This window comes from Martelella sp. NC20 (assembly GCF_013459645.1).
GTDB lineage: Bacteria > Pseudomonadota > Alphaproteobacteria > Rhizobiales > Rhizobiaceae > Martelella.
This window is the reverse complement of the sequence record NZ_CP054861.1, coordinates 2,291,750-2,304,275: the sequence shown is the minus strand read 5'-3', so window position 1 is coordinate 2,304,275 and position 12,526 is coordinate 2,291,750. Positions and strand designations below refer to the sequence as shown.

At 61.7% G+C, this 12,526-nt stretch carries 12 protein-coding genes; 7 read left to right on the top strand and 5 right to left on the bottom strand.

Annotated features, from left to right (window positions below; translation table 11 throughout):
- Positions 1-18 precede the first annotated feature (18 nt).
- From HQ843_RS11050 to HQ843_RS11030, 5 genes are read left to right on the top strand one after another with little or no spacing between them, the layout of a single operon-like run.
- On the top strand, positions 19-1,962 hold the full coding sequence (locus HQ843_RS11050) for a TRAP transporter permease (protein ID WP_180898264.1): 1,944 nt from the start codon (positions 19-21) through the stop codon (positions 1,960-1,962).
- Positions 1,963-1,987: 25 nt separating this feature from the next.
- Entirely contained in the window at positions 1,988-2,908 is a 921-nt protein-coding gene (gene fhmpcd1, locus HQ843_RS11045) for a 5-formyl-3-hydroxy-2-methylpyridine 4-carboxylate 5-dehydrogenase (protein WP_180898265.1), read from the top strand.
- Complete coding sequence (locus HQ843_RS11040) at positions 2,905-3,438, top strand: TRAP transporter small permease (protein ID WP_180898266.1); 534 nt, start codon at positions 2,905-2,907, stop codon at positions 3,436-3,438. The genes fhmpcd1 and HQ843_RS11040 overlap by 4 nt, the downstream gene beginning before the upstream one ends.
- The gene (locus tag HQ843_RS11035) at positions 3,435-4,706 is read left to right on the top strand and encodes a TRAP transporter large permease (protein WP_180898267.1); all 1,272 of its coding nucleotides are present in this window, start codon (positions 3,435-3,437) and stop codon (positions 4,704-4,706) included. The genes HQ843_RS11040 and HQ843_RS11035 overlap by 4 nt, the downstream gene beginning before the upstream one ends.
- Positions 4,707-4,720: 14 nt before the next feature.
- Positions 4,721-5,728 (top strand): TRAP transporter substrate-binding protein, encoded by a 1,008-nt coding sequence (locus tag HQ843_RS11030; protein ID WP_180898268.1) that lies wholly within the window; start codon positions 4,721-4,723, stop codon positions 5,726-5,728.
- Between the two features lie 253 nt (positions 5,729-5,981).
- Here HQ843_RS11030 and HQ843_RS11025 read toward each other — a convergent pair whose 3' ends face one another.
- The 4 genes from HQ843_RS11025 to HQ843_RS11010 are packed head-to-tail and all read right to left on the bottom strand — an operon-like array spanning position 5,982 to position 9,368.
- On the bottom strand, positions 5,982-6,935 hold the full coding sequence (locus HQ843_RS11025; RefSeq protein ID WP_246710418.1) for an ABC transporter substrate-binding protein: 954 nt from the start codon (positions 6,933-6,935) through the stop codon (positions 5,982-5,984).
- Positions 6,936-6,995: 60 nt separating this feature from the next.
- Positions 6,996-7,769, bottom strand: a complete 774-nt coding sequence (locus HQ843_RS11020) for an ABC transporter ATP-binding protein (protein ID WP_180898270.1) — start codon at positions 7,767-7,769, stop codon at positions 6,996-6,998.
- Positions 7,770-7,801: 32 nt separating this feature from the next.
- Positions 7,802-8,578, bottom strand: coding sequence for an ABC transporter permease (locus tag HQ843_RS11015; protein WP_180898271.1), 777 nt, complete (start codon positions 8,576-8,578; stop codon positions 7,802-7,804).
- A complete protein-coding gene (locus HQ843_RS11010) occupies positions 8,571-9,368 on the bottom strand; it encodes an ABC transporter permease (RefSeq protein ID WP_180898272.1) in 798 nt (265 codons plus the stop codon). Before HQ843_RS11010 ends, HQ843_RS11015 begins: the two co-directional genes overlap by 8 nt.
- Before the next feature lie 224 nt (positions 9,369-9,592).
- Here HQ843_RS11010 and HQ843_RS11005 point away from each other — a divergent pair, with 224 nt between their 5' ends.
- Together HQ843_RS11005 and HQ843_RS11000 are read left to right on the top strand one after the other, a co-directional pair.
- A complete protein-coding gene (locus HQ843_RS11005; RefSeq protein ID WP_180898273.1) occupies positions 9,593-9,886 on the top strand; it encodes a hypothetical protein in 294 nt (97 codons plus the stop codon).
- A gap of 699 nt (positions 9,887-10,585) precedes the next feature.
- Positions 10,586-11,716 carry an aromatic ring-hydroxylating oxygenase subunit alpha gene (locus HQ843_RS11000; RefSeq protein ID WP_180898274.1) on the top strand — a complete coding sequence of 377 codons (1,131 nt, stop codon included), beginning with the start codon at positions 10,586-10,588 and terminating at the stop codon, positions 11,714-11,716.
- A 279-nt stretch (positions 11,717-11,995) separates the two neighbouring features.
- On the opposite strand, the gene HQ843_RS10995 is transcribed toward HQ843_RS11000, so the two are convergent.
- Positions 11,996-12,457: a sensor histidine kinase gene (locus tag HQ843_RS10995; protein ID WP_180898275.1), complete on the bottom strand. Its 462-nt coding sequence runs from the start codon at positions 12,455-12,457 to the stop codon at positions 11,996-11,998.
- Between the last annotated feature and the right edge of the window lie 69 nt (positions 12,458-12,526).

The window sequence follows — 12,526 nt, the reverse complement described above, 5'->3', positions numbered from 1 at the left end:
AGTAGCTGGGCTGACATCATGACCACCCAACCCGATACATCCTCACCGCCTGTCGCGGTCAACGCCGCCCCGCCAGCAAATGTCGGGGCGAGGGCGGCTGGCTTCCTGCTGGTCGCCATCTCGCTGGCGTGGATCCTCAACCTCCACACGCTGGTCAGGATCCCGCTGTTCAACGAGCAGCCTCTGGCCTGCGCCGTGGGGCTGTCGCTCGCTGTGACGGCCTTTTTGCTGGGCGACCGGGCGCGCGGCCCGCTCCGCCTTGCGGGCTATCTCGCCGGCTGCATCCTGCTGGCGATCATGCTCACCATTGCCTGGCGCTATCCCCAGCTGACAATCCTCGCCGTGATGCGCCCGCTCTGGCTGACGCTGAGCGCCTATGCCGTCATCGCCGGGCTTGCCGTCCTCGTCTGGCGCAATGTCGGCCTGCCCATCGTCCTGATCGTCGCCCTGTTTTCCTTGCTCGCCATTTTCGGCGGTCCGCTCGGCATTCCCGAAACCCCGGTCAATCGCTGGGCGATCTACATGCTCACCGATCCAAACGCGCTTTTGGGCACGCCGGTTCGCGTCGCCGTCGAAATCGTCATTCCCTTTGTTCTCTTCGGCGAACTGCTGCGCCATTCCGGCGGCAGCGATTTCCTGACCCGCGTCAGCTTCGCGATCTTTGGCCGTTTCCGTGGCGGCAGCGCCAAGGCCGCCGTCGGAACCTCCGCGCTTTTCGGCACGATCACCGGCAATGCCGTGTCCAATGTCGTCTCAACCGGGATCATGACGATCCCGCTGATGAAACGGGCCGGTCTCAGCGCCTCGACCGCCTCCGCCGTCGAGGCCGCCGCCTCCACCGGCGGCCAGCTCCTGCCGCCGGTCATGGGGGCTGCGGCCTTCGTCATGGCCGATTACATCCAGGTGCCCTATAAAGAGGTCATCATCGCCGCCGCCCTTCCCGCAGCCCTTTATTTCGGCGCGATCTTTCTGCAGGTCGATCGCCTGGCGGCCCGCGCGGATGTGCGCGAGATCGACAAGGGCGAGCGCATGACGTTCCGTGCGGCGTTTCGCGAAGGCGGACATTTCGCGCTGCCCTTTCTCGTCATGTTTCTCGTTCTCTTCAACCTTCAGACGCGGCCGCAGATGGCGGCCATTGCGGCCATCGTCGCGCTGGTTCTCGTGAGCATCGTCCGCCCCTATCGCGGCGTGCGCCTCACGCCCGGCATCCTGCTGCGCGTTGTGGTCGATACCGGCATTTCGGTCGCCCCGCTTCTGCTCATCACCGCGGCTGCGGGCCTCATCATCGGCCTGATCAGCCTCACCGGTCTCGGCTTCTCCATTGCCGGTCAGGCCATTGCGCTCAGCGGCGGGCACAAGATCGTGCTCCTCGTCCTCGTCGCCCTGATCGCGATCCTTTTCGGCATGGGCATGCCCACGGTCGCCGTCTATGTCGTGCTTGCGACGATCCTCGCCCCGGCCCTTCAGGACACCGGCCTCGAACCGATGCAGGCGCATCTGTTCATCCTTTATTTCGGCATGATGTCGATGCTGACGCCGCCGGTGGCGCTGGCCTCGATCACCGCGGCCAGGATAGGCGGAGCCAATATGTGGCGCACCAGTTTCGAAGCCCTGAAACTTGCCTGGGTCGCCTATCTCGTGCCGTTCCTGTTCGCCTTTTCCCCGGAGCTTCTGCTCGGCGGCACATGGTATGGCGCGACGCTTGCCGCCATCACCGCCTTCGGCGGCATCGCGGCGGTGTCCATGGGGGTAGCCGGCTATGCCCGCGGCCTGCTGTCGCCGCCGATGCGGGTTGTCTACGTTCTTGCCGGCCTCTGCCTGATGCTGCCGCCTGCGCTCGGCCATATGGTCGCCATTGTCAACGTCGTCGCAGCCGTTGTGCTGATCGCGCTCCTCGCAAAATCCCCCTCTCGCCGGACCGCTTCCGACACCAGACAACAGGACCGGCGCTTCCGGTCCTGACCACTCAACCAGGAAAGAGAAAACCATGAAAAAAATTGCAATCATCGGGTTGGGAACCATGGGGCCGGGCATGGCGGCGCGGCTGGCGCGCGGCGGCGTCGAGGTCACTGCGTACGACATCGCGCCGGCGGCCCTCGAACGCGCCTCCGCCATGATCGCAACCGCCAACGCCGTCCTCGATACGCTCGGCATCACGGCCACGGCGGACAACCCCGTCAAGCTGACGAGTAACCTTGCCGAAGCGGTCGCCGACGCCGATCTGGTGATCGAGAACGTTCCCGAAAAGCCCGAAATCAAGGCCAGCGTCTATCGCCAGATCGACGCCCTTATCGGTCCTGACGTCATCGTTGCCTCCGACACGTCGGGCATTCCGATCACCAGCCTTCAGGAGCACATCTCCAATCCCGCCCGCATGGTCGGCATGCACTGGTCGAACCCGCCGCACATCATTCCGATGATCGAGGTGATCGCGGGCGCCCATACCGCGCCCGAGACGAGCGAGGCGATCAAGGATCTGATCCGCTCGCTGGGCCTCCTGCCCGTGACCGTCAAGAAGGATGTGCCGGGCTTTGTCGAAAACCGCGTCCTCTATGCGCTTTTGCGGGAGGTGATCGACCTTGTCGAACAGGGCGTGGTCGATCCCGAGGATATCGACACCTGCGTTTCCTGGGGGATCGGCTACAAGCTTGCGGTGATCGGCCCCATGGCGCTGCTGGATATGGCCGGGCTCGACATCTACCAGTCCGTTTCGAGCTTCCTCAACGCCGATCTGGCCGACCGCAAGGACGTGCCGGAACTGATCAGCAAGAAGATTGCCGCAGGCACGCTGGGCCTGAAATCGGGCAGCGGCGTCTATGACTACACGCCCGAGAAGATCGCCGAACTCCAGAAACGTCGCGCGGAAAAGCTGGTCGCGATCCGCCGCATCCTGGAGGACCGCGCATGAGCGAGGAAGACAAAACCGCCTCGAAACCGGCAAGCGCGGGCAACATCGTCACGCGCGCGCTCTACACCGGCCTCGGCATTGTGCTGCTTGTGGTGGTCGCCATCAATGTGCTCAACGCCGGCAGCCGCTATCTTTTCGGCATCTCCCCCGTCGGCGCCGACGAGTTGATGATCTACCTGATCATCTGGATCACGATGATTGCCGCGGTCCTGTCATTCTTCACCCGCACCCATATCAGCGTGGACCTGCTGCCGCTCTACTCCTCGAAGCGCGCCCGGCATTTCTGGTATATCCTTCACGATCTCGCGGCCATCTTCGCCTGCGCTTTCGCAACCCATGCATCCTGGCTTTTTATCGCCAAGATCAACCGGATCGGCGTGACCAGCATGGGGCTTGGCATTCCCATGACGATACCGCATGCAGCCCTGCTCTTCGGCTTCGCCGGATTGACCGTTGCCGGCGCCATCAAGCTCGTCTTCGACGTCATCGCCCTGTTGCGAAAGGCCCCGGCTTCGGAGATCCGCCCATGATCTTCGCCTATATCGTCCTGCCCGTTCTGCTTGTCGCCATCGGCACGCCGATCTTCCTCGTCTTCCTGACGGTGGTCGCCGTCGCCATGCTGTTCTTTCTGAAGATACCGCCCGTGGCGCTTCAGCAGGTCATGTTTGGCGGGCTGGACAATTTCGCCCTTCTGGCAATCCCGTTCTTCGTCTTTGCCGGACAGCTCATGAGTTCCAGCGGCATCGCCAACAGGCTGATCGCCTGGGCCATGGCAATGGTGGGACGGGTTCCGGGCAGCCTCGGCGTTTCCACCGTCGCGGCATCCACCGCTCTCGGCGCGATCTCGGGGTCCTCGGTCGCCGCCGTCGCGGCGCTCGGCAAAACGCTTTATCCCAAGCTTATTGCCGCAGGCTACGGCCAGCACCGCGCGGGTGGCCTTCTGGCCTCCTCCGGCGCAATTGACATCGTGATCCCGCCCAGCATCGCCATGATCCTCTACGGCATGGCCGCCGAGCAATCCATTCCCCGGCTCTTCATCGCCGGGATCCTGCCGGCCATCCTGATTGCAGCGCTTCTGTCGCTGTTCGTGATTGTGGATGCCGTCCGTCGCGACATCCCTTCAGAAACCTCGTTCTCCTTCAGGACCGCCGCCAAGGCAACCAAGGATGCGTTCTGGGCGATCCTGATGCCGGTTTTCGTGCTCGGCGGCATTTATCTTGGCGTGTTTTCCCCTTCCGAGGCGGGCGGCTTTGCCTGTTTCTATGCCATCGTGATCGGCCTCTTCGTCTACCGCTCCATGACGCTGCGCGATGTCATCAACGCTGCGGGCAGCGCGGCGATGCTTTCGGGCCAGATCCTGATCCTTGTCGCCGCGGCAAGCGTCATCACCTGGATCTTGACGACACAGGGCGTACCGCAGGCGATCATTGCCTGGATAAACGACATGCAGCTTTCCGCCGTCACCTTCCTGCTGGCCGTGAACCTGCTGCTCCTGGCCATCGGCGCTTTCCTCGATCCGACCTCCGCGATCCTCGTCCTGGCGCCGCTTCTGGCGCCGATTGCGATATCGCTCGGCATCGACCCTATCCATTTCGGGATCATCATGACCGTCAATCTCGCCATCGGCATGTTCACGCCGCCCTTCGGCCTGAACATCTTCGTGGCGCAGCAGGTGACCGGCCTGCCCGCTCACACGCTCTACCGAGGCGTCGCCCCCTTCGTCGTGGTCCTCGTCATCGCCCTCCTCGTGATCACCTATGTTCCCGCTCTATCCCTGTCGCTTGCCCAACCCCACTGAAAAAGGACACTCCGATGATCTCCAACCTTTTCAAGACCGCGGCCTTCGCCACCGCTCTTACGGTGAGTTCATTCCTCACCGCCCAGGCGCAAAGCACGATGAAGCTCGCGACCGCGACCATCAACGATGTGCAGGATGAATGGATCAAGGTCTTTGCCGACGAACTCGCCGAGCGCGCGCCCGGCGCCGTTACGACCGAGATTTATCCGGCCTCCCAACTCGGCGCGATCCCGCGCATGTCCGAAGGCGTGCTTCTGGGCACGATCGAGGCCTTCACCACGCCGACATCATTCATGTCCAACGTCGATCCGCGTTTTCAGGCCTTCGACGTTCCGGGTCTTTTCACCTCGCCCGAGGATGTGCATGCAGCGCTTCACAACCCGGAATACCGCGATCATCTCGAAACCATGTTCCTCGACAAGGGTCTGCGCGTGATCGGCGCGATCTACAATTCCCCGACCGTGCTCTTTACCATGCAGGACGCCAAGACGCTTGAGGACGTCAAGGGCCTCAAGATCCGCACCTTTGCCTCGCCACTCCAGATCAAGCCTATGGAACAGATCGGCGCTATACCCCTGCCGCTGGCCCTTTCCGAAGTGATCCCACAGCTCCAGTCCGGCGGCCTCGACGGCATGCTGGTGGGCGTGCCGATCCTCACCGCGTTCAAGTATTATGACGTCGGCAAATATATCCTCGACCTGCATTTCGCCGAAGTGGTCTCGGTCACCGTCGTGAACGAGGACTGGTTCCAGATGCAGAGCGAAGACACCAAGGCCGCCATCATCGCGGCCGGCCGCGCAGCCGAAGAAGCGGTCTACCCGTGGGGCGTCGAGAACGTCGGCCGGTCCTACGCCACCTGGACCGAAAATGGCGGGGTGATCACGCAGTTGCCCGCCGAAGAACAGGCGCAGATGGAGGAAGGCTTCGCCGAACTGGCATCCGAGCTGCTGGAAAGCCAGCCGGAAGTGAAGGCCGAATATGAAAGGCTCTTCGACCTGGTTCAGGCGTCCAAGGCCGAGTAAAAGTCTGCCTCGATAAACCGATCGTTCCCGCGCCCTGAGCACGCAAGCCGTGCTCAGGGCTTTTTGCCGCGCGTCTGCCCGATCAAGGGTCCTCGACCGCTATAATCTCGCTATTGCCCACCCAACACGTGCCGCCGATGCGCCAAATAAAAATGGCCGGGGGTTTTCACCACCCGGCCATTGCGGCACAGACCATTGTATCTTTTCAGATTTCATGTTCCGGGCGGTACGCCCACCCGGAAGCATCCATCGATCACTTGGAGGGCGTCCAGACCAGATCCTCCAGGTCCGTTTCCGCACCCAGCATGCCTTCGACAGAAGCGGCATCGACCCAGAACTGCATCTCGTTCGGGTCGACATCGGTATCCCAAACGCCAAGCTCCATGGTCTGCACGACCTCCGGCGGGATCTTGGTATTGGCGTCGATGGTATCACGCGCGATCTGCGGGTCGCCGTTGAAATCGGTGATCGCCTTGTCGATCGCCTCCACAAAGGCCACGGTCAGATCCTGGTTTTCCTCAATCCATGGCATCATCGCGACCACGCCCGACAGGACGACGGGCGATTTCACCTCGGTGAAGAAATGCCCGAGAACCGTGGCGCCACCGGCCTTGGCAAGCGTCACGAAGGGTTCCACCGCCCCCACGACCGTCACCGCTCCGGATCGTGCGGAGGCGAGCATTTCGGGGAAGGGAATTTCCTGGAACTGAACGGTATCGAGATCGACGCCCGCATTGCGCATCCACGCCCGCATCATGGTCCAGTCGGTGTTGAAGCTGAGATTGGTCGCCACCGACTTGCCCGCAAGATCGGCAGGCCCCGTAATCTCGGGATCGAAAGTCAGAGCGGCGTGGACCGGGCTTTCTTCGGTCTGCGCAAAGTTGAACGACACATAGGTCGCCGGGATGCCGGCATTGCGGGCATTGAGTACACCGAGCGCATCCGAAATGCCGAATTGCAGGCTGCCGGATTGAAGCGCGGGAATAATCTCGCCGCCGCCGGCCATGGTCACAAGCTCGACCTCAAGGCCGGCATCTTCAAAATAGCCGGCATCGCGGGCACGCCAGAGATAGGAATACACGCCGACGGGAATATAGCCGACGCGGATCTTGGTCAGGTCCTGTGCCGCGGCTGTCTGCGGCACGACCGACATCGCCGTCACCGCCATTGCGGCCGAAATGATCAGTGTTTTCAGGGTTTTGTACATCAATATGTTCTCTCTGTTGGTGAGGTTTTTCTGATCTTCTTTTTTGTTTTTGGGGGCGGCTCAGACAGCCGCCCCGGCTTGCCGACGCACCGATGTGTAGACATGGTGACGAAGTTCGAGGAAACGGGGGCTTTCCTTGGTAGCGAGCTGATCGCGCGGTTTGGGAAGATCGACGATCACCTCTTCCACCACCCGTGCGGGCCGGGTCGACAGAACCACGACGCGATCGCCCATGAAGACGGCTTCGTCGATGTCATGGGTTACCAGAAGCGCCGAGATGCCGCGCTCGGCCACCAGCCTCATCAGCAGGTCCTGAAGATCGATCCGGGTCTGGGCATCCACCGATGCAAAGGGCTCGTCGAGCAACAGGAGCCCCGGAGAGGACACCAGCGAACGCGCCAGCGCACAGCGTTGCTGCATCCCGCCCGAAATCTGCCAGGGGTGAAGGTCGGCGGCATGGGAAAGGGCCACCGCATCGATCGCGTCGTCCACCATCGCCGCTTTCTTCGCCCGGTCGCGTTCGCTGAGGCCGAAACCGACATTTCCGCGCACGGTAAGCCATGGGAACAGGCTGCGATTATAGTCCTGGAACACGATCGACAACCATTCCGGCGGCCGGGTGAAGCTCTCGCCCCGGTGCGAGACGCCGCCCGCATCCGGCCGCATCAAGCCCGACAGGCAGCGCAGCAGCGTCGTCTTTCCGCAGCCGGAGGGCCCGACCACCGAAAGGAATTCGCCCTCGGTCTGGGCAAAATCGATACCGCCCAGTACCGGGGTCGGGCTGCCGGCATAAGCCTTGGTCAGGTTATCGACCTTCAAAAGTTCAGTGCCCATCGTCGTTTCCGCCTCAATCCGTGTCACAGATGTCATTTCGCGCCCTCTCTCCATCCGATGTGCCAGCCCAGCACCCGGCGCTCCACGGCGAGAAGCGCCAATGTGAGAACAATGCTGATCGTGCCGATAGCCAGAACGCCGCCGTAGACTTTCGCGCTCTGGAACAGGCGTTGCGCCCGGAGCATCGCCACCCCGATCCCGTTGGTTGCGGCCATAAGCTCGGAAATGATCATCATGATCAGCGCCATGCCGAGCGCGATGCGCAGGCCCGCGAAGATCGCCGGCAAGGTCGCGGGCAGGATCACGCGGCACGAAACCATCACCGGTTTCAGCCCCTCAACCTTCGCCACATCGAGCAGAAGGGGCTCGATCCGCCTTGTGCCATCGAGCGTGGCGAGCAGGACGGGAAAGAAAGACCCGAAGGCGATGATGAAAATCCGCATGCCGTCGGTTGGCCCGAGTATCACAAGCGCGCCCGGAAGAATCGCGACCGCGGGAATGAAGCGCAGGAATTCAAGCGTCGGCCGCGTCCAGTCGATGAGGCCGCGCGCCTGCCCCAGCGCCAGCCCGAACACCACGCCAAGCCCCGCGCCGATCCCGAAGCCGGCAAGCAGCCGGTAAAGACTGGGCCAGGTCGCCTGACGCAGAAGCGGCGCCTGGAAATAGGAAAGCCATGCTTCAATGATCGGACCGATACGCGGCAGATAGGGCGCCGGATGCGCAATCGCTGCCCACTGCCACACGGCAACGAGGAGCGCAATGAACAGCCCCTGAAGGAACAGGATCGTCAGCTTTTCACGATCAAACAAGGTGCTCTCCACTCCACGGGAACAGGGCCCGTTCGATGCGCAGGAAGACCATGTTGATCCCCTGCCCCATCAGCCCCGCGCAAAACACCACCGCCCACATTTCAGCGGTCTGCCCCGACAGTCGGGCCGCCTGCAGCACCGCGCCCAACCCCGGACGCCCGGTCAGCATCTCCACCGTGATCGACAGCGCCAGCGCCACGGATGCGGCAATCCGGGTGCCGGTCGCAATCGACGGCAATGCGGCGGGAAGCACGATGCGCAGGATCCGCCCCGCCTGCCCGAGGCCCCAGACCCGGCCGACGTCGAAATAGCGCGGATCGATTGCCTCCACGCCCTGGCGCGCGGCAAACAGGATCGGCCAGATGCTGGCAAAGGTGATCAGCGAGACCTGCATCGTGACGCCGATCCCCAGTGCCATCAGGGCAACCGGGATGAGCGCGACCGAAGGGATCGGACGCAGGAACTCCAGTGTCGGCCGGCTGGTCCGTTCCAGCCAGGGAACCAGCGCCAGAAGAATGCCGAGCGCGGTCCCGAACACCAGAGCGACCGCCATGCCCATAACCCAGGACAACAGGGTCTGAAGCGCCGCGAGAACAAGATTACCGTTGGCGAGTTGCAGGGTAAAAGACCGGAGAATGGCAAAGACCGACGGCAGATCGCGCGGATCGACCATTCCGCTCAGCCTGAGCATTTCCCAGAAAGCCACCAGGACAAGCGCGCCGGTCAGCCCCTTGCCCGCTTTCCCGATCTGCCACCCCCGGCGGAAACCGGACACACCGACATCAGCCATGGGATCGCCACCTGTCCCAAGGGGGAGACGTTTTAAAAGCGGCCTGGATCAAAACAAAACTCCTTCAGACTTCGACCATTGATGATGCGCGCGAAGGGGTCGCCGTGTTCGCGACTCTTGATTGTTGCGGAAGGCTTTCCGAAAATCATAAGATATTCATATTATAAACTTGTATTACAATTTTGCTTCTGTCAACGACCAGCCATCGTCAACGACATGAGCACTTGGACCGCGATGGCGCCGTCCCGCTGCTCAAGGCGTCGCGCAAGCCCTTCCCTTTCGTCGAAATCGCCTTCGCCGACAGCGCCTATGGCGCCCAAATGGTTAAGGATGCAACCTGCATCGCTATCGAGGTGGTCAGGAAGATCGCCAATCGTCGTGATGCTCACAAGGCGCTTGGCGCGGTCAACGTGAGTTTCGAGCCGGACTCTGATCTGAGATCAGCGAGATCGTCCGGTCAGGACGAGAGCGCGGTCAAGACCGATCCCGGGAATGCGAACGCCGGCTCATGCAGGTAACCGCGAACACCACATTGGCCGACTGAGCCTATCCAACGCCATGAGGCGGCGGCCCAACGGTCGACCTCGAAAAGAACCATGAGCCTGACCTGCGATGTTCAACTACCCAGCTTGGAAACCGCCAATAGAAAACGCCCGGACACGATCAAAGCGCGTGGCTGAGTGTCTTGCACCATGGATCAACCAGACAGGCTGGCCAATGCCAGTCGTGGCATGCAGCATTGCCACCGCCCTGATTCCGGTTTTTCGAACATTCCTTTCGTACCCCACAAGCTGGCGTTACTGGGCAGGGGCGCTCGCTCTCGCAGATCCGCTCTGTTCCGCCGTCCAAGCCGGTGTCGCGTGACACGGCGTTACGCCGAATATCGCGGGATCATGCCGGAGTTACGCTTGGGATCTGCCACTGGACGACCGAAACGCCGTCGGCCGGACACTCTGCCGAAACTGACATGCCGACTGCCATATACGGGCCCGGGCACAATGAAAGAGGGCCACAAACCAGGCGAGCCGATCGTCTTTACGTCCTGGTCCGCGGCTTGGTCACCCTTTGACGGCTTCGCCTTTCCTTAATTGGTGCTAAGAGATTTCTTACTTTCTCTGTTTCGGTTCCCGCGCCATCTTGCATTCAGCGGCTTTAGACAAAATCACGCCAGGAACCGCCGGGGTCATGGATTCAGCCGCGGCGAAGAGGAGAGAGGAATGATGACCCATGTAGACGCCGCACGGGCGCTTGCCGAAAATGTTGCGGCGGCCTTCGACCACGCACGCGCGATGCCGGTCTCGGCCTATACCAATGAGGACTTTCTCGCGCTCGAACAGTCCCGGATCTTTGCCAGGAGCTGGCTTTGCGCCGGACGGGCGGATGCATTGAAAAATCCCGGCGACTACATGACGATGGAGATCGTTGACGAGCCCATTGTCATTCTGCGCGACAGAAACGGCGTTTTGCGTGCCATGTCGAATGTCTGTCGCCACCGCATGTCGGTGCTTCTGGAAGGCCGCGGCAATGTTCGCGTCATCACCTGTCCCTACCACGCCTGGACATATTCGCTCGACGGCAGCCTGCGCGGCGCGCCGGCGATGGAGAAAAACGGCAGCTTTTGCAAAGCGGATACCAAACTGCCCGCAATTCGCTGCGAGGAATGGCAGGGCTGGATCATGGTCACGCTCGATCCGGATCTGTCTTCCGTCGCCGAAAGCCTTTCCGACGTCGACGATCTGGTCGGTTATCTGAAGATGGACAATTATGTCGAGACATTCCGTGAGGAACACCGCTGGAACACCAACTGGAAAATCCTCGCCGAGAATTTCATGGAGAGCTATCACCTGCCCATGTGTCACGCCGGCACGATCGGCGGCGCATCGAAACTGGAAGACATGGTCTGCCCGGAAGGTTTTCCAGCCTTCAACTACCATCATATCCTGAAAGATGATTCCGTACCGCTTGCGCTGGCGCATTCTTCAAATACTGAGCTTGAGGGCGATCAGCGCCGCCGCACCTGGCTGCTGGCGATCTACCCCACCTTGATGATAACCCTTACGCCCGGTTACTTCTGGTATCTGTCATTGCTGCCCGATGGCCCGGGCGGCGTGAAGATCCTCTATGGCGGAGGCCTGTCGCCCGAATTCATGAACGACCCGAATGCGGAGGAGCATTTCGCGGCGCTGAAGGTCCTGCTCGATCACGTCAATGACGAAGACCGCGGCTGCACCGAACGCGTCTGGAAAGGCCTCCAGAGCAAATTCGCCGAACCGGGTCCCCTGTCTCACCTCGAACGACCCAACTTTGAGTTCGCCACCTGGATTTCGAAAAAGGTTTCGGCGGAGTAGAACGCGCGGGCTTCAGATGATGCGGTCTGACTGCGAAAAGTTCCGGCTCGGTCCCGCATCCGAGGGGTCGACCTTCCGCAAGGAAGGCTGTCATCCGGAACTTTCTCGCACAGAGAAAATCTGCTTCACGACCTTGCGAACCTTGGGCAGATTCCGGTCGGTTGACCGTGGCGCGAAAGGTGAGCGCCGTGATCGGCCCGACGCCGGACGCGCTCATCAGCCGCCGACAGACTTCTTCCTTCAGGGCGACCAGAGGAGCGCCGCGGCCCATTACGGTATCTAGAGAGGAAGAAAAAGGGCGACGGAAAGGCCGCCATCGGCGTTGCGGTCGGCGCGGATGTCGCCGCCGTGGACGTGAAGCGCGCGTTGGGCGATGGACAGGCCGAGGCCGAAGCCGAGCTGGCCTTCGCCTCCTGTGTCGACACGTTCGAAGGGACGGAAAATGCTCTTCAGGTGCTCGCGCGGTAAGCCCGGTCCGCAATCATGAACCCTGATCTCCAGAGCATCGGAACGACAGGTCGCGGCGACCATGACCCGGGTACCCGGCGGGGAATATTTGACCGCGTTGCGGATGACATTCTCGATCGCCCTGTAGATCAGCTCTCCGTTGACGGTGGCGATGACGGAGGACGGCCCCTCATAGCTGATCGACACAGTCTTCGCGAGGCTCTCGAACCGGCAGTCATCGATGATGTCGGCGACCAGATCGATGACATCGATGGTTTGCCGCTCCAGCGGCAACGAAACGCGCCGCGGCTTCCCCGAGCCGGTTGAGCGTAACCGGTTTAGTCATGATCGGATTTCTCTCTC